We start from the raw sequence: 21,548 nt of genomic DNA, 5'->3' as shown, positions 1-21,548 counted from the left end.
TCTGACGTTGCACCCGGGGGGCGCACGTGCGTGCGGTGTCGCTCCTGTGACGGACGGGCCGACTGTCCCGAGCGGTCTGCGCGTGCCCAACCTCGGCGGGGACGGCTCGGACAACCCGCACATGTCCCCCGAACTCGGCCAGAGCGGCCTCTCTCGAGGGTCGACCGGGTGTTACATGCTGTCTGTTACGTGGTCAAAGGACGATCACCGCTCCCCATCGAGGACCCGACGCGACGAGCGGGGACGGGTCATCGTGGACTCCTGGACCGACCCTCTCGCTGTGGCGTTCCTAGCCGAATTCTGCTCACTGATTCTGCTGTTGCTAGCACCTCTGACTCTCTCCGGACGTGCCGCGTCGGTTATGACCGGCGTGCTGGCGGTGGTTGTCTACTGGGCCTTGCCCTACGCCTATCTCGGACGGGAGCACTCCGTTCGTGAGGACAGGCGGCAAGCCCGGCCGACCGCTGATCCGCCTGGCCGTGCTGGCGACAGTGCCGGTCAGTATCGCGTCCGTGGCCTTCCACGGCTGGGTGATTAGCACGGCTACGACGATCCTCCCGGACCACTATCCGTATCTCCCCGTCGAGGACGGCGACCTGCCTACGCTGCTGTGGGGCGTGGGTTGGCTTGCGTCCTTCGGCGTGTTGTTTTGGGCCCGTTCGACGCGACGCAGAGCCTTCCGGGCCGCCGTTGACGCCCTGGTCGAGCGGGAGAACCTCGATCCCCACCTGTCGGAACGGGACCACTTCCACCGGGAGACGACGGAGCTGAAGCGCCAGCGAGCGGAGCTCGGCAGCATCCTGAAGAGCCTGCGAGAGACCAACGACGCAGCGCGTTCCGAAGGGGTGCCCCCGGGCCTCAGAATCACCCTGGATCGTCCTGTGCGGCTGACCGAAACGACGCTCAGCAGCACCGACGTAATGTTGAAACGAGACCAGGAGACCACCGAGCGAGCTGATGCCGAGAGGCGGCAGAGCATCCGCCGTGAGCGTTGGATGCTCGTCATCGGAGTCCTCGCCGGTCTGCTCCTCGCCATCCTGAGCCACCAGGTGGGGCTTACCTGAGGCGCGTGATCACTTCGGTCAGCTCCAGCCGTATGTGAGGTCATGGTAGGTGCGGCCTGCCGCAGCTTCTCGCCTAGATCAACTCTTCAGCGATGATTTCCGCTGGAAGTTGCGGCCGTCCCATTGGTGCGGTCCCGGCGGTGACGCGGCCCCTCGCTGACCTAACGGCGATCATGGCCCGGATCTCGCTCGACGCTGTGGTGGGGTGACTGCCGTGGGCGGATGAGTCGATCACTACGGGGCACATGACCGACGAAGCTGCGCAGCCTGCGCCGCCGCGATTGTGGACAGCGTCGAGCCGGTCATCGCTGGCTATGTGGAGCTGGTCACGCTCCGAATCGTCGGCTGCGGGCCGAGTAGGAGCGCAGGGCGCGGAGGAAGTCAATTTTTCGGAAGCCTGGCCAGTACACGTCGCAGAAGTACAGCTCGGAGTAGGCGGCCTGCCAGAGCAGGAACCCGGACATGCGGCGTTCTCCGCTGGTACGGATGACGAGATCAGGGTCGGGCTGACCGCCGGTGTACAGGTGCGCCGCGAGATCGTCGGCGGTTAGCCGCTGCGCGACGTCTTCCAGTGTGGCGCCCGCCTGTGCTTCCTGTTCGAGGAGAGAACGGACTGCGCTGACGATCTCCTCGCGGCCGTCGTAGCCGATGGCGACCGTGAGGTGGAAGTCGGCACCGCGTTCACGTGTGGCGTCTTCCGCGAGTTTCAGTGCGTGTCGTGTCGAGTCGGGTAGGACGTCGGCGCGGCCGGCCAAATGGAGCTGCCAGGGGTTGGACGGACGGAGAAGCGGCTCCGCGACGACCTCCTCGATCATCCGCATCAGGTTCTCGACCTCTTCGGATGCCCGCTTACGCATGTTGTCGACAGAGGCGACGAACAGAGTGACGTGATGAATGCCCATATCGGCACACCAGGCCAGTACCTCGTGAATGTGCTCTGCGCCGTACCGGTGGCCGACTCCGGGCTCATTGAAGCCCGCCTGCCTGGCCCACCGGCGATTCCCGTCCATGACCATGGCTACGTGCCGTGGCAGCGACTTACCGCCGAGCTGCGTGCGGAGGCGGTGCGCGTAGAGCCGGTAGGCGGCACGGCGTAAGGGCTGCATCATGATCAAATGAAACCACCTCATCGACGCTGGCGTTGGCCCGGCTGCTCATGCATCAGACGACTCCCAGCAGGCTGAGTAGCCACCGACGTAGCTAAGGCGGGGTGCCCGGCCGGAACACCCGTACTTCGGCGACACCGCTAAGCAGTGCCGGGCGAGGCTGAGGTACGTCTGGCCGATCCTGGCAGCGTGGGGCACACCGGGGGCACAAGACGCTGTCAAACGTCGTCAGCCAGCGACCAACGATGGCAGCCTGAGACGCCCCGTGAGCAGGTGCCGAGGACCATTCCCGCTGGTGGCGGCGTAGCGGCTCCAAGTTCCGCTTCAACTCAACCGGGCACGTTGGCTGGCAGGCCAGCTGCTGTCAGTGCAGGAACGTGAAGAGGCTTCCCGCAGGATCCAAAGGCTGGGGCGGAGTTTCGAACCGGTGCACGCCGACAGAGAATCGAACGTCGTCCGGAGCGTGGAATGCCTGCTCCACGAAGCCGGCATCCCGAAGCCACTCCCGTACTGCTGGTGTCAGGTCCGAGTCCCGCCGCGCCCTGGTCCAGATCACGGTGGCGCCCTCAGCACACAGCCGGGGCAGGGCGGTGTGGGCGCTCATCTAATTGGCCTGGGTTCGGCTCATGGAATTGACCTGGTCTCCGGGCAGGAGTGCCACGGGTTGGTGGTGGCGGGCTGTTGCCACTCGTCGATGTCGTCGGGCCAGGGTGCGGGACGGCCGTCGTCACCCAGAAGCCGGTTCCGATGTTGTCTCTGAAGAGAGCGGTATTACGTGCGGCGCGTTCTTCGGGATCGGGGATGGCAGGGTCATCGTTGATGTGGGAGTTCATGGTGCGGTCTCCGGGGGCACGGGTAGGGCAGCTGGGCGTGGCCGCAGACGTCGATCTGGTCCTAACGTTGTGGCCCCGGAACTTAGATCGAGTTGGGGCGTTGGACGTTCTGCTAGCGTGCCCGGATGCAAGATCTCGGATCTGTGGCTTGGCCGCCTGAGCCGATCAGGACTGAGAGGCTCGTGCTTCGTGAGACCGAGGCCCGGGACCGTGCGGCGTTCATCGAGCTGCTTGCCTCTCCAGAGGTGCATACCTATCTCGGCGGTCCGCGCCCGCGCGACGTGCTTGAGCGCGAACTGCCCGAGGTGCCCGAGCAGTGGCCGGGAAGTTTCGTCGTCGATCTCGACGGAATGATGATCGGCCAGATCCTGCTCAGGAGACCGGCCAGGCACCGCCCGTCTGCTATGGGGAAGGTCGATCTCGGTTACCTGTTTCTGCCGCGGGCGTGGGGACTCGGGTATGCCGTCGAGGCGTGCGCGGCGGCACTCGGCTGGCTCGACCATGTCCTTCCCGGTGGGCCGGTGGTGCTCGCCACCCAGACCGCCAACGTCGGCTCGATGCGCCTCGCGGCGAAGCTGGGGTTTACCGAGGTAGAGAGGTTCCATGCCTGGGACGCCGACCAGTGGCTCGGCATGCGGTCCCCGGTCACGCCGTCCAGTTGAGTTGCACCGGAATCGCCGGGGGTACCGGCTCGTCCGCCTGTGTCGCCAGCAACTCGGCCAGCGGCGACGTCCGCTCATAGCCGAGATGAGTGCGCCCCAGTGGAGCGGGCTGCACATCGTCGCTATGGTCGGTGTCGTGGAGACACTGGGCCGACTTGCCGGAGTCACGGTCGACTGCCGGGATCCGCAGCGACTGGCCGACTTCTGGTCCGTGGTGCTTGGAGGACGCGTGACGGAGTCTCTTCCCGGCTGGCGGCGCGTCACTGTCGCTGGGGGCGGCCCGGTGCTGACATTCCAGCCGGTCCCGGAGCCCAAGGCCGGCAAGACGCGACTACATCTCGACATCGCCGTTACCGACGTTGACGAAGCGGTCGATCGGATCGGGATGTTGGGCGGGCGGTGGACAGGTGAACGGCATGACTACCAAGAGGGCGCAGTCCTCGTCATGACCGACCCGGAGGACAACGAGTTCTGCGTCGTGCAGTACTACCGAGTGTGATCTGGTGAGGCTTTCGACCGAGCATCCGAGACTGCTGATGGCGTCGTACGCACCGTCGTCGTTGCACACTGATCACAAGCGGCCGCGAGAGTGTGGAGCCGTCGACACACTCTTCTGCCGCTGACAATGCGCGGCGATCGTGAGCGTACTTCCCGATCAACCGATGCGGCTAAGGGGGCAGCGCTGGTGCCAGCCAAAGCACTGGCCGGCAGTTTACGAGCGGTCAGCGGTCGGCGAGCCGGTGCGAGCCGGGTTGGGGGAGCAGGTTGGGAGCAGCGGGGTGCCCTGAACGGCCGTGAACTGCGTCCAACGGCATCGAACGGCGCTCAACTGCACTGACCCCTGCCTGCGGCTCCACGTTATCGCAGGTCAGAGCCGGTGCGGCGTCCTGTTTCCCGCGGAGTGCTCCGTGGTTCTGCGCAGCAGTCGGCGAAGCTCTATGTCGCCTGGTAGGGGAGTGTGCGCAGGTCAAGGCGGTAAGGAGCCGTCGGTTGGTCCGACCTTGCAACTGGGAGCAGATTGGGTGCAGGTTGGCGAAGTGGTCACCGCGCCCGAAGTGCTCACCGACGCCGGACAGAGGCGAGGGCTTTGGCCTGTGGTGATTCGGTCGAGCGGTGTGGCGTGACCTCCCAGTAGAGGTCGAAGTGGTCAGGGCTTGCCGCTACCGGGATGACTGGCGCTGGCCGGCGTCTCGGTTGCCTAAGGCCATGTCTGTAGGCGTGCTGCCAGACCGGCTGGAAGGCGTCTGAGCCGGTGCAGCGTCGGCGGCGCGACCCGCTGTCACCGGCCGCACTGGACGCGGCGGTTCGCCGGGCCGCTGCCGCTCGACGGCTTCGCCGGCGAACGGCAGCGCCTCGCATCCGCGGAAAACGCGGAGCAGATCGCTGCCCTGGTCGGCCGGGATCGCAAGACCCTTGTGGCGGCGATGGCCGCCGAGGTGAGGGAGAGGCGATGGGCTGCAGCTGCGGCAACGAGCGTCGGGGCGGCACCGTGCTCTTCATGTCCTACGAGGACGGATGCCAGGGCAGCGCGTTCGCGTCGACCTGCGAGCCGCCATAGGTCTCTCTGACCGCGCCTGAAGCGCCGGACCTCAAGAATTTCGAGTGCTATGCGCACACTCTCGGGAGAGGTTCACCCGGGGCGAATCCTCTCCACTCCGTGCTGGTTGGGGGTCCTACGATGCTGCAGATGTATTCGACGGGCTCGACGTAGTGGGCGGGGTGCCAGAGCCGTATCGTCGTGTCCATGCTCGCGGTGGCGACGGTTGAGCTGTCGGGGCTGAAGGCAACTGCCACGACTGCCGCGGTGTGGCCGGTCAACGGCGTGCTCACCGGTTGCCAGGTGGCTGTGGTCCACAGCCGTAAGGTCCTGTCGTCACCGGCAGTGGCCAGGAGCCTGCCGTCCGGGCTGAACGTCATGGCGGTCACGGCACCGGTATGTCCGGTGAGCGGAGCGCCAACGGCCTGACGTGTGATCGGGTCCCATAGTCGGACCGTCCCGTCCGATCCCGCGGACGCGAGCAGTCTCCCGTCAGGGCTGAACGCCACAGTGGTCGCTTCGTTCGTATGTCCGGTGAGCGGAGCGCCAACGGCCTGACGTGTGATCGGATCCCAAAGTCGGACCGTCCCGTCCGGTCCCGCGGACGCGAGCAGTCTCCCGTCAGGACTAAATGTCACCGACAAAATGGTATGTACGTGATTGGGTAAGGGTATGTTGCTTGGGTCAGTGCCGGTCAGGGAAATGAGATGTAAGCCGCTGCCCCTCGCGACGGCCAGAAGCTTCCGGTCAGGACTGAACGCGATGGGGCCGGAAGCGAATCCCGGCGGTAGCTGGGTGGGCTTGCCCATCCGGATGCCGGTAGCGGTGTCGAACACCTGGACTTTGTCGCTCGTCAGGATGGCCAGTAGGAGACCATCGGGGCTGATTGCTATTTGATGGATGTCATTCGTCAGGACTCTTTCCGGGCGGAGCCCGGTTTCATAGTGGCTTGTAGTGTCGCCGGTCTGCCGTCCACCATTGCTGTCGCCGCTCAATGGACGCCGGAGTCGCACTGCCTCCTCGCCCAGATCAGCGCTCAGAAGTTTCCCGCCCGCGCTGAAGCCCAGGGAGTTGGCCAAGTACGAGGTGTTGGCCAGCGGGCCTGCGGCTGGATCGAGAGTGGCTGGGTTCCACAATCGCACTGTCTCGTCGTCGCTTGCTGTTGCCAAAAGCGCACCGTCTGGGCTGAACGCTGCCGCCCTGATGGTGTCCGTATGGCCCGACAAGGAACCATCCAGGGGCGTCTGGGTGGCGGTGTCCCACACCTGGGCCGTGCTGTCGGTGGCGGCGGTTATCAGGAATTTGCCGTCCGGACTGAGCGCCATCGGCGGGTACTGGTTCACATGACGGTTAAACGGCTTGCCGATACGTTCTTTTTTCGGTATGTCCCACAACTGCACGTGGCCGTCGCCAGCTACAACGGCTAGGCGGTCACCGTTTGGGCTGAACCACGCTGATTGGTATTCCTCGGCGGAGTGGGTAACAATCTCATCACGAGGCTCTTTCGTGCGATCCGGCGCCGAAACAAGGACTTTTCCACTGCTACGCGGAACGGCTAACAATCTTCCGTCAGGGCCGAACGTCACCGCGATGTACGCCGACTCTTCCTTTGACACCCAACGGAAGCGGCCGGTGGACACGTCCCAAAGCTGGCCCCTGGAACTGCTGGTGGTCGCTAGAAGCCTGCTGTCCGGGCTGAACGACATCGTGGTGATCCTTCCTCCTTCCGGAGCGCCGCGAGGAATATCAGCGACATCGCCGGTGGCAAGGTTCCACAACTTGGTGTCGCCCCCGAAGCCGGCGGCGCTGGCCAGAAATTTTCCATCTGGACTGAACGCCATGGCGTAGATCCGCTCGCTGTGACCGGTCATGGGTGCGCCGACGGGACGATGGGTGGCGACGTCCCACAGTCGAATCGTGCCGTCGCGACCGCCCGCGGCGATCTTCCTTCCATCAGGGCTGAACACCACGGAGTAGACCGGCGAGACGTGACCGATGAGGGTGGAGCTCTGCTCGGTGATGAGTGAATTCATGCTGCTGCGAGCCTCGTCGGTCGGAGCGACGGCCCACGCCGACAACGCGAGTCGCCGGGCCGTCACCGGGTCATGCTGGTGGATGCTTTGACTCTGCGCCGCGAGTTGGCGGGACAGTGCCACAGCGCGTTGACGGTCGGCGTTCACCGCGTAAGTGACCGAGGCGACAGCTCCGATACAGGCAGCCAGGGCAAGAGTGACCAGGCCCGCCGTGATGGACTGCCGAATCCTGCTGATCCGTCTCGCATGGCGGTCGCTGGCGGCGAGGAAGCTCTGCTCCGCGAGGGTCAAGGCAAGGCGCGGGCCGGCAACCGCGCTCCAATCCGCGGTGGCACGGCGCACCATGGCGAGTTGGGCTCCGCGATAGAGGAATGAGGCATCGTGGTCGCGTGCCTGCCAGGTGGCCGCATCCTGTCGGAGTTGCGCGTGGATGAGCCGATCGTTGCGATCGCCCTCGAGCCACTTGCGCAACCGAGGCCAGGCGAGCAACACCACGTCGTGGGCGATTTCAATCGACTCGATGTTGGCGACGACGAGCCGCTTCGCCGTGAAGGCGTCGAGTACGGACTCCACCCGTCCACGGTGCTTTGCGTCGGCAACGACGGCAAACAGTTCCGCACGGAGGAGCTGTCGCCGGGCCGGTGCACCGTCGGCGCCGACAGTGGTCATCCGCTCGAACAGCTGCCGAGTGATTTCCCGCTCCGGTCCGGTCAGACGGTTGTATACGTCCTCCGCGCTTGTCGCGATGACCTCGCTCACTCCTCCGGTGGCACCGTATCCGCGGCGAGTGAGCCGGTTGGACTCACACCGTTGCCATGTCAGCAGCATGGTCTGGGACAGCAATGGCAACGCTCCGGTGGCGATCTGAGCGGCTTCGGGCAGGGTCCGCAACTCCGCCAGGATCTCCTCGGGTAGACCGTCCTCCACCTGAACTCCGCAGGCCACGGCCGGACCGGTGATCGCACGCCGTAACTCCGGCACGCTCATCGGCCCGACCACGAACTGGCCGTCCTGTAACACCGGAACCAGCTCGGGATACACGGCGCACCGGTCGAGGAAATCACCACGGATGGTTAGCAGTACCAGACCGGGTGGATGGCCCGTCGCGGAATCCGCCGTGGCGATGGCCACCAGGGCATCGATGTATGCCTGTCGGCGCTGCTGCGCGTCGCCGGGGTCGTCGGCGAGCGTGAACAGCTCTTCGAACTGGTCCACGACGAGCACGAGTCGGCCACCCGCCCGGCATGCCTCCCGGCGCTCGATGGGTAACCGGGCCGCGTGCGCCAGCACCGCCTGTCGGGCCAATAGCCGCGCCTCCGTCGGCCGCTGGCTGATCGTAAGGCGAAGCGACGCGGCGTCCACCCCGGCAAGCGTGGCCAGCTGGATCACCAGCTCGTCGATCGCTGCCGTGCCGGGCGTGATGATCAGACGAGGCCAGTCCGTCGAGCCCGCCACGGCCAGCTGACCCCGGTCCATCGCAGGCAACAGTCCGGCACGTACCAGGGACGACTTTCCTGCCCCAGAGGCGCCTGTCACCACAAGCATCCCGACACCGGAGAGCCGTTGCTCCACTCGCCCGGTCAGCTCGGCGGTCAGGCGCTCCCGCCCATAGAACACGCCCGCCTGGTCCTCCTGGAACGGCCACAGACCACGGTACGGGGGGTGATCCCTGTCAAAGACGCGATCAGTGTCCTGCTGAGGGCGGGTCCGCTGCTCGATGACCTGGAGCCCATCCCGGATCAGCCGCAACTGGGCGGCGTGCCGGAGGTGGTGGTCGCGGTCATCGCGGCGATCGGCAGCCTGCCGATGAAGGTCACTTTGGAGACGAGCGGTGAGTGCGCGTACATCGCCGACCATGAGACCGAACTCCGCCAGGTCCTTGGCCAGGCCCTCAAGGCCGGCGACAAACTCCGCGTGCTGATCCTGACCGAGACCGACTGCCGTTGCCGCCACGCTCTGCAATGCGGTGATCTCACGTAGCGCCGCAGCGGTTCCACCCCCATCCCGCCCACCCGTGCCGCCACCGGCATTCCCCGCTCCCGTCGAGGGGTCGCGCCGGGTGCCGGTGGTCGTGTCTCCATGACGATTCCGCACGGCCTGGGTGCCCGCTTGCAGCTGGGCATCCATGATCCGCTCCCACGCCTCAGCCCACTGGCGTACCTGCGCTGCGTCAACCCCCAGAGCGACCACCAGGCGATCCAGCACGTCGGCCGGCATCAGCGTACGTCCGGTCAGATAGTTCGCCAGACTGCTCTTCGGTATGCCGCTGGCCACCTCGAGATCCTGCAGCGAAAGACGTACCTTGCCACGGTGGCGAGCGGCGTTGATACGTAGCCGGTTCAACTCGTCCAAGAGATCCTGCAAAGTGCGCACCGCAGCAAGGTCGTGCGGCACAGTCACATCGTCGGACACGAATGCAAGTCTCGTCTACCGATCCGTGGCAGGACAAGCTTCCTCGGCGACGGTTGACCCTGGCGTGACGTTCGCGGTCGGAGCAGACCGACGGCTTGAGGTACCCGATGGCAGTGTCCTGTCCCGGCGGAGGCGAGTTCGCGGGACGCGGTACGGCAGCAGACGGGAGCCTGGTTTGCGCAGGACCTGTCAGCGTCGAAGGCCGCACGGGGCTGCGGGCTCGAAGACTGGTATGGCTCGCGGAAATGATGGCGGGCCGGCGATGAGGACGTGTGGCGTCGCTGTCCGTGAGTTCAAATGGATCCCAGTGTCGGCGCATGAGTCGCGACTACGACAGTAGGCCGAGATTCCTGGACAAGCGGGCCGCATCGCACCGGCTCGGCATGGATCGGTCGAGACGAGGGCCGACCAACAGTTGCGCGACCAGTCCCAGGCGAGGCCTCGGTTGAGGATCAAGCCTCGATATTGGGCGTCCATGGACGTCCAGGTTTCATGGTGACGGGTTCTTCGCATGGCATGGTCGTGAGATCACCGTCGGGCCTGGCCAGGTGAGCAGCCGGCATTTCTGACTCATCGGGTCCGCCTACGGCCGGCAATCCGAGTCCACCAGTTGGAGCTGTCATGTCACATTTCGGCGGTCGTTCACCCCCTGTCGCCGCACCCAGCCCGAACGAAAGCTCACCAAGATTGACCCCAAAGGACAGCGCCGGGCATGAGCTAATCTTCCGGCAACCTACGACAGGTGGCACACTTGCGTTCCATACAGAAATCGGGGGATCTTTTAATGCAACTCAGTAAATCTCTATCGACGCGTTTGGCCGCCATCGCGGTGGCGATTACCGCCGCCTTTGGGCTCACCGTCGCGTCGGCGCCGGCCGCGTCGGCAGCTCCCGCAGCCTCATTCGAGGCCCAGTCGTGTCAGTCGGAGAGCCGGGCCCTGCACTACTACTACTGGAACTCGGCCCGCACGGAGATTCTCGACTGGAGCCGACTGTGTAGCGGAGGTTACAACCTGAACTCAAAGGGCTACGGGCTTTCCACAGGCAGTTGGTCCGGAGTCGTGAAGTTCGCCGACGGGGGAATACTCCCGTTCTGCCCCTGGCAGGACCGGCCCTTCAGCTCGTCATGGCCCAACGTCATCCGGATCGAGATCTCTGCATCACATGCGTCCCACTGCCCCTAGCCACTCAACCTCCTACCACGGGTAGCGCCCGGCCGCACTTAGCCGGCGGAGTGCATCACGTGAGAAAAGGCAACACGGCCCCGCGTTCCCCGGAGGAAGGCGGGGCCGCTTCACGTGTTACCGGCGCAGCATCCGGGCGACGGGCGCCGGGAAATGCGCCATCGCGCGGAGGACTGCGGCCACGAGCGGCCTCGACCGTGTCCAACGGTTGCAGCACCGCCAGGCCGCTAGGTCAGTACCGCGTCTTGCGGAGGTCCGAGGTGAGGCTTCGGTGCCAAGCTTTGCGATCGTCGTCGTCGCCGGGTGGGGGGGCCGAGGTCGACGACCGGGTCGCTCACCTCGTAGATGACGCGATACATCAGCAGCGACACTGCCGTGTCGAGCCAGTGCTGGGTGTCGGTGGCGGGTGGCTGGTGGCCGAGCACGATCGAGCCGGCCAAATCCTGGGCGAGGCCATCGCGGCATCCGCCGATCCTGCCCGGCTCGGTCGGTTGGCCGAGTTCGCGCACCTGCTCATGGTGTCCGGCATCCTCGCCAGCTCAGCCGGCTCCGAACTCGTCCTCCTAGATCCATCCGGAGACGCGAAACCCGCCTGGGTCGGGGCCATCCTCGGTGGGCCTGCGCTCTACCTCGCCGGGCGCTCGGTATTCGAGTACGTGGCCTTCGCGCGGGTGTCCTGGCCGCGGCCGATCGGGATCTTCGTCCTCGCGGCCATGGCGCCGATCATGGTCGGCCTGCCGCCCCTCGGGGTTGCTGCGGCAGCTGTCGCGGTCCTACACCCTGCTCGGACAGGCCAAGACCCTCACAGATGCGACCGGCGCCAACGTCTGGTCCTCCACCTACGACCTGCGCGGCCGCCCGATCATGGCCATCGACCCCGACAAGGGCACTACCGAAACCACCTACGACGCCGCCGGCAACATCGGAACCACCAAAATTCAAGTCGGCACCGGCACGGGCACCGCTACCACGGCCTACACCTACGACGAGCTCGGCCGCAAGATCAGCATGCGCGACGGCTCCGTCACCGGCGCTCTGCGTAGCAACTGGGTGTACGACACTCTGCCCAACGGCAAGGGCAAGATCACAGCCGCACCGCGTTTCGTCAACGGCAACCGCTACGACTCCCGAATCGACGCCTACGACACGTACGGCCGACCCACCTCCACATCCGTGGGCGTGGGTGCCACGGCAACCGACGATGAGGGGGTCACCGCATCTGCGGCGTGCAAGGCGTGCCTCGCCTGCTTCGTTCACCTCGGCAAGGCGATGTGATGCCGACGGAAGAAACTGTCGAACCAAGACGGCGCCCACGACCTGAACGGTCTACCGGACGGCGCAGCCGCTTATCTGTGTCTCCAGTCTCCGGCTTTACTGGCGGTCAGTGGGATCCATCCCCGCTGCGAGATCGAGAGATGCAGCCGTACTGCCTGAGTAAGCCGCCCAGCTCTATCTGCGGCCGGAGGTGTGAGTGCCCGCACTCTTCGACTGCGGGACGAGCTGATTTCGGAGGGTGCGCAACTATCCACCCATGTGTTTCAATGCCGCTACGAAATGGTTGATCGAGGCCTACCACCTGAGGCTCGCAGGACAACGAGGAGCGTGCATGAGGCGACGGATACCCGCACTGCTGGCGGCAATCGTCCTCGGCCTGGGACTGACCCCGGGGCCCGTCCACGCGGCGCCCCCCGCGAGCGTCAGCGCAGGCGGGGGCATCGTCGCCCCGCCGCGGTTCGACTTCGCGACCGCCCGCGCCGCCGCGGACCCGGAGACCCAGGCACGCATCGCCGCCATCGCCGCGCTGCTACCGGACAACTGGCAGGCCATGCTTGCCGACAAGCGGGAGAGGATGGGCCTGAATCCGTCCCTCGCGCAGGAGTTGGTCGCGGATGCGATCGACCCGTCGCTCTACCAGTGCCAGGACACCCAGTTCACCACGTACACACTGGGCCTGCTCGAAGGCGTCGACCTGGACACCCTGCTGGTCCTGCTCATCTTTGGCGTCCTGGACTACGCGGCCTACGACGCGCTCATCTACGGCCAGCCCAACAACGAGGCGGACTACGGCCTACCCGCCAGCCACAAGAGCACGTTGAAGCGGACCTTCAAGGACGCACAGCAGTTCTGGGACGTCAACCTGTTCGACGTCAAGCTCATGGCCATGCAGAACGACATGCTGCAGGATCCCACGCGAGTAGCTCGGATGGTCGCCTTCATCTGGGGACTGGACGAGGATCAGGCGGCAGCAGCCGCCGCCGAGATCATGGCCATCATCGGCTCCGTCCCCGCGCTCGACGGAGGACGCAACCCGATCTTCACCCTGAACGCCTTCGCCTTCACCGCCGAGGGTGAGGCCGACCCGCTGCTGCGTGACGTCCCGGACAAGGTCGTCTTCGGCGAGGGCATGCTCACCGCTATCGGCGCACTCGGACTGGGAACAGCCGGCGCGCGCGCGATCCTCGCCCACGAGATGGCCCACCACGTTCAATTCGAACAGGGCCTGTTCGACAGCCCGCTGACCGGCGCCGAGGCGACCCGCCGCACCGAACTGATGGCCGACGGCTTCGGCACCTACTTCGTCACCCACCCGCGCGGGCTCAACTTCAACGGCGTCCAAATCCACCAGGCGCAACAGACGTTCTACGAGGTCGGCGACTGCTTCTTCGACGACCCCAGCCACCACGGCACCCCGAACCAGCGCCTGCGGGCCTCGGTCTGGGGCGCCCAGATCGCCCAGCAGGCCACGGGCATCCGGCCCATCCTGCCGTCGATGAATCTCTTCAACCGATTCGAGCGCAAGCTCCCGGCGCTGATCAAGCCGGACGCGCGCCCGGAACCGGCCGGCCGCCTCTGACCCGTCGTACCCCCGGTGGGCCGTCGGAATCCGGACGGCCCACCGGGGCGCTTATGCAAGGTGATCGCCTCATCGCCAGGCTAAAGCCGGTTGGGGAGAAGGTCACCCCAGACGAGGGCGGCAGGTTGCGGTTCATTGACCCCGACCGCGACGAGCGCTTGAACGCTGACCCTCCGGCCGTGCTCGCGGACCTTTATCGTCAACGCGTCCATTCGCACGAACGGGTAGTGGGCGGCATCGAGAGGCCGGTTGCGGAACGCCTCGACCTGGACGTCCAGGTGCGCGGCCTGCGTTCGACCGGTCGTCTACCAGCGGGCGAACTCCTCTGCCTTGGCGTCGGGGACAATGCCGCCATCGGAATCCGGAGCGGTGCCTTCGGACGAGTCCGTATCGGTGCGCCCGGGGAAGTGTGTGCGTTGCCGTCGAGGAGGTAGTGCCGTCCGCATTTCTCGGTGTCGAACGGGTCGACGTCGGACGGCAATGGCGGGTGCCTAGGGAAGGCCATCCGACGACGGTAGGCCATGTCGTCGACGCTGACGAACACCATTTCGCTCGCCGGCGTCGGCGGGTTGGCAACAGTCGTAGGGCATTTGTTCGCTGAACCGAAGAAGGGGTGGCTGCGACCGCTCACCCGACGCACTGATCTGCCGCCGACGTGGTGCACCAGCCGTCCGTACACTCTCACGGCCACTACGGCATCGAGTTCGCCCGCCGCATCATCAGGCGATGATCGTGGCTGCAGACCTGGCCGGCCAGCGCCATGGTCGGCGTGACTCACCAGGATTGCTGGTCGAGTCAGCTGACGGACCTACCCGAGCAGCGCCACCGCCGCGGCCAGGGTGGCCAGCGACAGCGTCGTGGTCACCACCACCGCCCGGTTGGCAACCGCCTCGCCGACGCCGTACTCCTGGCCGAAGATGAACGTGTTCTGCGCTGTCGGCAGGCCTGCGCACACCACCACGGCGAGCAACTGCGGCGCGGATAGGTGCAAGGCCAGCCCGGCCGCGTACGCGATGACCGGCTGTGTGACGAGCTTCAGCGCGGTGATCACGGCCAGCCCGGCCAGCGCGGCCGGTTCGGCCCGGGACGGCGCCGGGCCGTGCATCGACGCGCCGAGCGCGACCAGGGCGGCCGGAACGGCGGAGCCCGACAGCAGGGTGAGCGACGCGTCGGCCATCGACGGCAGATGCAGGCCGGTTGCCGAGCACGCGACACCGAGCAGGGACGCCAGGATCACAGGGTTGCGTACTGGCAGGGAGGCGATACGGCGGACCCGTACCCGCCCGGCCGGGTCGCTGTGCCGGTCCAGGGCGACCAGGATCACGGGCGTCACCACCAGCACCTGCAGCAGCACCACCTCCGCCAGGAACGACACGTTGCCGAGAATCTGCGTTGCGATCGGGATGCCGAGGTTCGCCGAGTTTACGTACCCGGCGGCCATGCCCCAGATCGGCCGTTCGCCGGGCTCGCGACCGAACAGCCAGCTCGCGCCGACCCACCCGAGCCCGACGACCGCGGCCGTGCTCACGCCAAAGGCGAGCAGCGAGCGGCCGGCGAACCCGGAAAGCGGCATTCGGGACAGGGCTAGGAACAGGGCGGACGGCATCGCGAGTTGAAACACGAACCGGCCGAGCACCGACGCCACCTCCTCGCCCAGCAGGCCCCAACGACAGGCCGCGTAGCCGACCGCGGTAAGGATCCAGATCGGTGCGAACGCCGACACCAAACTCATACGGCCGTTACCGGCGGACGGGCGTCGCGCCGGCTGAGGGACTGGCGGGCCTCCGGGGTCGACGAGTCGAGAAACCCGGCGACAATCTTCACCTGGGCGAGGATGTCATCGACCTGCGCAGGGTGAGCCCGGTACCGTGACACTCCGCCGGTCTCTGGATACACCGACGCGTTCAAGGTGCGTACCAAGCCGCCGGGTAGCCGGGGTTGTCCACGTGTACGTCGATCCGGAAGCCACGCGTTCAGCCTCGCATCCCGTCCGGACTGGGCAAACATCCCGCTCATCCGCAATGTCACGGCGTCAACCCAACGTGCACATCTGCCGCTGACGAGGCGCGGCTGTGGTGCGCGTGTTCCGATCGTCCGATGCGGCTGTGGGAGCCAGCGCTGTCGCCAACGAAAGCATTGGACCGGCAGCTCACGATCGGCCGACGGCGCGGTGCGAGCCCGACCTAGGGGAGCAGGTTGGGAACAGCGGGATGCCCTGAACGGCCTTGAACTGCGTCCAACGGCATCGAACGGCGCTCAACTGCACCCACCCCTACCTGCGGCTTTACGTTTCCCTAGGTCAGAGTCACTACGGCGTCCTGTTTCACACCGAAGAGGTCAGTTCCGGGCCGTCGTCTCGGCGAACCTGATGCGCTTGGTCAACTCCGATGCAGGCAATCACCGCAGACAGGTCTTCGGTCAGGAAGAGTTGGAAGTGGTAGTCCGGATTCGCGACCTTGACCCAGCCCAGGCGTACAGCGTGATTCCTCGCATTTTGCAGACGTTCGACGCCTTGACGGAAGCCGAGCGTGGCGATACCACGCTCTTGGCAGTGCCGCTTGCGGCGGTCATAGATCCGGGCGAAGTGGGTTGCGGGCATGGCACCGTTCGCGATGGTGAAGTCTGCGCCGTCGTGGAGCGCATCTCGACACATCGCATATGCGCTGCCCCCGCCCGCCAGCAGAGCGATCAGTTGATGCCGGTCCACGCGGACGACAGTACCCAGGCCACGTCGAGCGGCATGCGACGGCGATGTCGGTCGCGGGCCGCCGGGCAGGGGGCAACGCCAGGTCGGCGGCACGGGTCCCGAGGGGGCCGGGTGACTAACCGATTGACGACGGGGACGGACTTCGCCGGACGGGCGTGGACACAGGAGGACCGTTCTTGCAGCTCACTCGTCGTGGGGGAGCAGGTCGGACGGCTGTGTTGGTTGCCTGGGGGTCAAGGGGTCGGGGGCTCTTGCGATGCGTCGGGCGCAGTCGTGCGAAAGGCCGCCGCCGGCTGGCTAGGTCGCCATCCCTCGCCCAGTGCCTTGCGAATGACTGCCGCGACCTCCGATGGAAGAACGGGGATCGACGGGCCGCCGGTCCAGTTGCTCGGGTGGTCCTGGGGCATGCTAACGAGCAGTACGCTGCCCTTGCAGTCGGCTTGCTCAACGGCGAAAGCGAGTGGTCGCTCACCGAGCGCTTGGGCATAGGTTGGTCTTCCGCGCACTCGCCACCTGTAGACGACGCCGTCGACCGTGACGAGCCGAGAGCCTTTCTTGGTCAACGCCACGTCGATCCCCTCGCCATCGGATGCCGGTGCCGGCCGCTAACCACGCCGTGCCGGCGGGCGGGGCACAGGGGGGACAAGACACCGTCAAACGTCCTCAAGCGGCCACCAACGATGGCAGCCGGAGACGTCGGCGGACTCGCTCGTACGGATCAAGGCGTCATCCTGGACGTCTTGGACGGTGACGACGCTGCCACCATGGCCAGGTGCGCCTTACAAGCGAGGGGTCCGCCGGCCACGACGGGCGCTGTCACCGGTTGGCTCCGGGAGCGCTGAGCCAGTCGGAGAGGCGGGCGGGCCAGTCTTCGTTTCCGAAGTCAGCTCCGACTAAGAGATCACGCCAGTCCTCTCTGGCCAGACTTGAAGCATCGTCGAGCTTGTCGAGTCGGCCCTGAGCGAGGCGTACCACCGCTGCAAACATCCGTTCCGGGTTCTGACGAGAGTCCGCGACTAGTTGATCGAGGCTGTGCAGCCTGCCCACGACCACGTCGGCGTGGTGGGGAAAGTCGGCGTCGATGCGGCGTCGGAGTCGAGGAGAGATGTCCGGCATCTATGGAGCCTACGCGGGTGCCAGGCCGAGCGGGTATCCGCCCGAAGCCAAGCCGGCCCCGCGATCCGCCGAGCTGGACTAGCCGCCAAGGTGGACACTGCCAACGTGGCACCCGAACGGCGGCAAGATCCGGAATATGCGCGGCACTGCCCAACCCACCCCGAGCATCAGTTCTTCTGGGCACCTACGCTCGGCTCGTGCCCGTATTGCACCCTCAGTGATGCAGAGGGTTCGCGAAGCTCATTCGGCGAGGCCGTTCCCTGTCCGTCCGGCTGTTGTCCCAGCGCTTCGGCTACCCAGGCTGCTGGTTCGTGACGTACACGCCCTTGCCCTGCCGGCCATCAATCAACCCCTCGGCTTTCAAGATGAGCATGGCGGCGCGGATGACGGTGTTGCTCACGTCGTAGTGCTCGCACAGGGCGGCGAAGGACGGCAGCTTGTCGCCCGGCTTCAACTGGCCGCAGCTGATCTGCTCGCGGATATCACGCGCGACCTGTTGGTAGGCGGCTTCAGACACAGGTGGTGCTCTCAGCTTGGCGGCTGGTGCAAGCGGGTCACACCCTGGGTTCGACTTACAACGGTATGTGCGTTGACTGTTGACCCCCTGCGCACATTGCGTTCTAAGTTGCTTCTGGTGACGGTGTCGAAGGCTCGGTGCCGGCGGCTCTGATCAGCCGTGGTGAGCCCGCGTAGTGGGGCAGGTCCTCACCGCCGACGGGATGCCGTGGGTGATCGAGACCGCGTTGTAGACGTCGGTGATCCGGTTCACCCGGGGCAGCCCGGCCGCCATCCGGCGCAGCAGGGCCTCCAGCCTGTTCCGGGTGCGCTGCGGCTTGGCACCGAACGGGAGCGACATCGCCGTCAGAGGGCGACTTGCCGGCGGGCGGCCATTCTGCTGACCGTGACGTTGACTGCGAAAATTCCGACCACGACTTCGAGGAGCAAATTTCGCGGGTTCGAGTTCCAACCGTAGAGCGTCCAATTGGTCGGCTGATAGGCCAGCATCGGCAGCATCAGCGCCAGAAGGACCGCGCTTGCCGCGATCGATACCCGCACATCGAACGCCGCGCCCACGAGGGCCGCCACCAGCCCGGTGGCCACGATGACCGGTAGGGTCAACCCATCCGCCCAGCCATTGAGCGGGTTGGGCGTTATGGCCGTTATGGTCATCGTGGCGCCGACAAGCCAGGTCCATGGTCGCGTGGCCCGTGGTTGGCGCGCTCGGAGTAGTGGCAGCATTGTTAGAACGGCTAACAAGCATACCCACGTAGAAATTTGCATGATCAGGTAGAGACCTGTCCGGAGCCCCAAAGCATCGTCGTACCTTGCCCATGGCTCTACCGCGTACCTCAGGTCATTCGCTGCGGAGTACCAGATATCCCAGCCGAAGGCACCAATGGTTAGGGGGAGTGCGAGGCGGTAGCGAGCCCACACTGCGGCGACCAGCGCGAGAAGCAGTAGTGCGGGCGTGACCGAGCTTCGCTCATACAGAAAGTTGGCGGAATTACCCGGCAACAGCAGCCATACGCGCCACGTGAGGGGCAGGGCCGTAAGGGCAACGCCGCACACGAGCAGGGACAGTGTGGTCGATCGCAGGGCGGAGTGTCGCAAGGTGTCCCGGGAGCGGAGCCGGTCTACACCGGAGCGGACCCGCAGACCTCCCACCACGAGTGCGAGGGACTCCCGAAGCCTCGGATGCCTCCGGTCCGTCTCGCCTGCGACCAGCAGCGTTTCCAGCATCTCGTCGGCGCGGTACTGCCGGTAGGCCCGCGGGTACGCGCGTAGCAGCCACCGGTAGCGGCGCTCCAGGCCGGTCATGCCGGTGCCGTCCGAACCGTCGCGGCCGTCGACCGTACTGAGCGGTCTCGAACGACCCGAGCCGCAGCGATCAGCCGCGCCGCCTCCTCGTGTAGTGCGGACAACCCACGCTCGGTCAGCTCGTACGTGCGACGGGCGCGACCGTTGACCACCGTCTCCTCGGCCACCCGCACCATCTCCTCACCGTTGAGCCGGTCCAGCGCGGCGTACAACGTGCCGGTCGTCAACCGCACTCGCCCGTCGGACAACTCCTGCGCGCGTTTGACGATGGCGTAGCCGTGCAACGGTTCGTCCTGCAACGCGGCGAGGATGAAATATGTGGGCTCGCGCATCGGCGCGGAGGGTTTAGTCATGTCATCAACATAAGCAGATGGTCGACGTATCCGTCAAGGTCGAGTCTTCCGCTTGGTGCGCGGGGTGTCACTGCCCGTCAGGGTCGCCATCCTCCGTCATCCGGCGCTGTCCTGGCGTCGTGGCGTCTTCGGTCTCGCCCGGAAGTGGACCTGCTCACCCTGCTGGCCGAACAGGCTGAGGAACTCGGCCCCTTCACCGTCGAGCGTTCCGAACCAATGGGGGGTGCGGGTGTCGAACTCGGCGGCCTCGCCGGGACGGAGGACGAGGTCGTGACCGCCCAGCATGAGGCGTAAGCGGCCGTTGAGGACGTAGAGCCACTCGTAACCCTCATGCGTGCGGAGGTCCGGCGTGTCCGATCCGCCCGCCTCAAGCACAATTTTGAACGCCTGGATGCCACCCGGTCGGCGTGTGAGCGGGAGCAGGGTCGCCCCGTCACGTCTGACCGGACGGAGGTTGATCCGCGGGTCGCCGCTCGCAGGGGCGTTGACGAGGTTGTCCAGCGTGACCTGGTAGATCTTCGCGAGCGGGAGCAGCAGTTCGAGGCTGGCGCGTCGTTGGCCCGATTCCAGCCGCGACAGGGTGCTCTTCGAGATGCCGGTTCTCTCGGCCACGTCGGTGAGGGTGAGGCGGTGGCTGCGCCGCAGCTGTTGCAGCCGGGGGCCGGCGGCGGCGATGGCCTCCTCCATGTCATCGAACATCCCCCGATGTTGCCATAACTGGGAAGGAAGTTGTCGTTCCGCCGGCTGCCGCGCACTGTCGTGCCCGGAGGTGATCGAAGTGAAGGACTTCGGAGAACGGGCCGCGCGAGCGGTGGATGTTGTGATCATCGGTGGTGGTGCCGCCGGGCTGAGCGGAGCGTTGATTCTCGCCCGTTCCCTGCGCTCGGTTGTCGTCATCGACGCAGGTCAGCCGCGCAACGCCCCTGCGGCCGGAGTGCACGGACTGCTCGCCAGGGAGGGCACCGCGCCCGGCGAGTTGCTGGCGGCGGGCCGCGACGAGGTCTGCGGCTACGGCGGGGAGATTCTCACCGGCGAGGTCAGTGGTGCCCGTCGTGACGCCGACAGGTTCGTCGTCACGCTCGCCGATGGAACGCGGTTGCGGGCTCGTCGTCTGTTGGTCGCGACCGGCCTGGTCGATGTGCTGCCCGACGTGGCCGGGCTGGCGCCGCAATGGGGGCACGACGTCGTGCACTGCCCGTACTGCCACGGCTACGAGGTGCGCGGACGGGCCATCGGCATCCTGGCCACCGGCGCGCCGTCGGTGCACCACGCCCTGTTGTTCCGCCAGCTCAGCGACGACCTGGTCTATTTCAGCCACCACAGCGAGCTCACCGAGGAGCAGCAGGAGCAGTTCGCCGCCCTCGGCATTGAGGTGGTGACCGGGGAGGTGGCGGCCGCCGAGGCCGTCGATGGGGATCTGACCGGGCTGCGGATGGCCGACGGCCGCGTGGTGTCGCGGGAGGTCATCGCGGTGGCGACCCGGATGGAGGCGCGCGCCGGTTTCCTCAGCGAACTCGGACTGCACGCCGTGGAACACCCCAGCGGTATGGGGCACCACCTGCCCGCCGACCAGTTCGGCCGTAGCCAGGTGCCCGGGGTGTGGCTGGCCGGGAACGTCACCGACCTGACCGCGCAGGTCGGGGCGGCCGCGGCCGCCGGAGCGACCGCCGGACAGCACCTCAACGCCGACCTCGTCGCCGAGGACACCCGCACGGCGGTCGAGCGCCACCGCCGCCCGAGCGCAGGCGCCTCGTGACCAGCACGACCCGAAGCTGACCGAAGGTCGGCACCACTGTCCGACCCGAAGCCGGGGTTGGCCCAGCGCGCAGCCGGCGGCCCTCGCCGCGCCGCGCAGGGCCGATCTCCGGCG

General features: G+C 66.4%; 17 protein-coding genes and 2 pseudogenes. 7 read left to right on the top strand and 12 right to left on the bottom strand.

Going from position 1 to position 21,548, the window contains the following annotated elements; all coding sequences use genetic code 11:
* Positions 1-434 precede the first annotated feature (434 nt).
* Complete coding sequence (locus tag IW248_RS16460) at positions 435-1,064, top strand: hypothetical protein (protein ID WP_196927712.1); 630 nt, start codon at positions 435-437, stop codon at positions 1,062-1,064.
* Positions 1,065-1,390: 326 nt separating this feature from the next.
* Here IW248_RS16460 and uppS read toward each other — a convergent pair whose 3' ends face one another.
* Entirely contained in the window at positions 1,391-2,173 is a 783-nt protein-coding gene (uppS, locus tag IW248_RS16455; RefSeq protein ID WP_307788377.1) for a polyprenyl diphosphate synthase, read from the bottom strand.
* A 1,012-nt stretch (positions 2,174-3,185) separates the two neighbouring features.
* On the opposite strand from uppS, the gene IW248_RS16450 reads away from it, so the two are divergent.
* Together IW248_RS16450 and IW248_RS16445 are read left to right on the top strand one after the other, a co-directional pair.
* Positions 3,186-3,665: a GNAT family N-acetyltransferase gene (locus IW248_RS16450; RefSeq protein ID WP_196927711.1), complete on the top strand. Its 480-nt coding sequence runs from the start codon at positions 3,186-3,188 to the stop codon at positions 3,663-3,665.
* Between the two features lie 136 nt (positions 3,666-3,801).
* Positions 3,802-4,164: a VOC family protein gene (locus IW248_RS16445; protein WP_244200459.1), complete on the top strand. Its 363-nt coding sequence runs from the start codon at positions 3,802-3,804 to the stop codon at positions 4,162-4,164.
* Between the two features lie 1,106 nt (positions 4,165-5,270).
* Here IW248_RS16445 and IW248_RS16440 read toward each other — a convergent pair.
* Both IW248_RS16440 and IW248_RS16435 read right to left on the bottom strand, forming a co-directional pair.
* On the bottom strand, positions 5,271-9,647 hold the full coding sequence (locus IW248_RS16440) for an nSTAND1 domain-containing NTPase (protein ID WP_196927710.1): 4,377 nt from the start codon (positions 9,645-9,647) through the stop codon (positions 5,271-5,273).
* A gap of 1,410 nt (positions 9,648-11,057) precedes the next feature.
* On the bottom strand, positions 11,058-11,339 hold the full coding sequence (locus IW248_RS16435; protein ID WP_196927709.1) for a hypothetical protein: 282 nt from the start codon (positions 11,337-11,339) through the stop codon (positions 11,058-11,060).
* Here IW248_RS16435 and IW248_RS33885 point away from each other — a divergent pair.
* The 3 genes and pseudogenes from IW248_RS33885 to IW248_RS16425 all read left to right on the top strand — a co-directional run.
* A pseudogene (locus IW248_RS33885) lies at positions 11,244-11,546 on the top strand (low temperature requirement protein A); the annotation flags it as partial. The gene IW248_RS16435 and the pseudogene IW248_RS33885 sit on opposite strands and share 96 nt — an antisense overlap.
* 34 nt (positions 11,547-11,580) lie before the next feature.
* Complete coding sequence (locus IW248_RS33115) at positions 11,581-12,105, top strand: hypothetical protein (protein WP_307787999.1); 525 nt, start codon at positions 11,581-11,583, stop codon at positions 12,103-12,105.
* A 331-nt stretch (positions 12,106-12,436) separates the two neighbouring features.
* On the top strand, positions 12,437-13,684 hold the full coding sequence (locus tag IW248_RS16425; RefSeq protein WP_196927708.1) for a hypothetical protein: 1,248 nt from the start codon (positions 12,437-12,439) through the stop codon (positions 13,682-13,684).
* 134 nt (positions 13,685-13,818) lie between these two features.
* On the opposite strand, the pseudogene IW248_RS16420 reads toward IW248_RS16425, so the two are convergent.
* The 9 genes and pseudogenes from IW248_RS16420 to IW248_RS16380 form a co-directional block, all read right to left on the bottom strand.
* Positions 13,819-13,971: pseudogene (locus IW248_RS16420) on the bottom strand (transposase); the annotation flags it as partial.
* Between the two features lie 521 nt (positions 13,972-14,492).
* On the bottom strand, positions 14,493-15,416 hold the full coding sequence (locus IW248_RS16415) for an AEC family transporter (RefSeq protein ID WP_196927707.1): 924 nt from the start codon (positions 15,414-15,416) through the stop codon (positions 14,493-14,495).
* A gap of 591 nt (positions 15,417-16,007) precedes the next feature.
* Positions 16,008-16,391, bottom strand: coding sequence for a hypothetical protein (locus tag IW248_RS16410; protein WP_196927706.1), 384 nt, complete (start codon positions 16,389-16,391; stop codon positions 16,008-16,010).
* 816 nt (positions 16,392-17,207) lie between these two features.
* Entirely contained in the window at positions 17,208-17,507 is a 300-nt protein-coding gene (locus IW248_RS16405) for a hypothetical protein (RefSeq protein ID WP_196927705.1), read from the bottom strand.
* A 292-nt stretch (positions 17,508-17,799) separates the two neighbouring features.
* Positions 17,800-18,024 (bottom strand): winged helix-turn-helix domain-containing protein, encoded by a 225-nt coding sequence (locus tag IW248_RS16400; protein WP_196927704.1) that lies wholly within the window; start codon positions 18,022-18,024, stop codon positions 17,800-17,802.
* Positions 18,025-18,177: 153 nt separating this feature from the next.
* Entirely contained in the window at positions 18,178-18,363 is a 186-nt protein-coding gene (locus IW248_RS16395) for a hypothetical protein (RefSeq protein ID WP_196927703.1), read from the bottom strand.
* A gap of 5 nt (positions 18,364-18,368) precedes the next feature.
* On the bottom strand, positions 18,369-19,325 hold the full coding sequence (locus IW248_RS16390) for a hypothetical protein (protein ID WP_196927702.1): 957 nt from the start codon (positions 19,323-19,325) through the stop codon (positions 18,369-18,371).
* The gene (locus IW248_RS16385; RefSeq protein ID WP_112620057.1) at positions 19,322-19,678 is read right to left on the bottom strand and encodes a PadR family transcriptional regulator; all 357 of its coding nucleotides are present in this window, start codon (positions 19,676-19,678) and stop codon (positions 19,322-19,324) included. The genes IW248_RS16390 and IW248_RS16385 overlap by 4 nt, the downstream gene beginning before the upstream one ends.
* Before the next feature lie 96 nt (positions 19,679-19,774).
* Entirely contained in the window at positions 19,775-20,377 is a 603-nt protein-coding gene (locus IW248_RS16380; RefSeq protein WP_196927701.1) for a helix-turn-helix domain-containing protein, read from the bottom strand.
* 79 nt (positions 20,378-20,456) lie between these two features.
* Here IW248_RS16380 and IW248_RS16375 point away from each other — a divergent pair, with 79 nt between their 5' ends.
* On the top strand, positions 20,457-21,434 hold the full coding sequence (locus IW248_RS16375; RefSeq protein WP_307787995.1) for an NAD(P)/FAD-dependent oxidoreductase: 978 nt from the start codon (positions 20,457-20,459) through the stop codon (positions 21,432-21,434).
* The last annotated feature ends 114 nt before the right edge of the window (positions 21,435-21,548 follow it).

This window comes from Micromonospora ureilytica (assembly GCF_015751765.1).
GTDB classification, from domain to species: Bacteria; Actinomycetota; Actinomycetes; order Mycobacteriales; family Micromonosporaceae; genus Micromonospora; species Micromonospora ureilytica.
The sequence above is the reverse complement of the archived record's forward strand: the minus strand, read 5'-3'. Positions and strand labels throughout refer to the sequence as shown.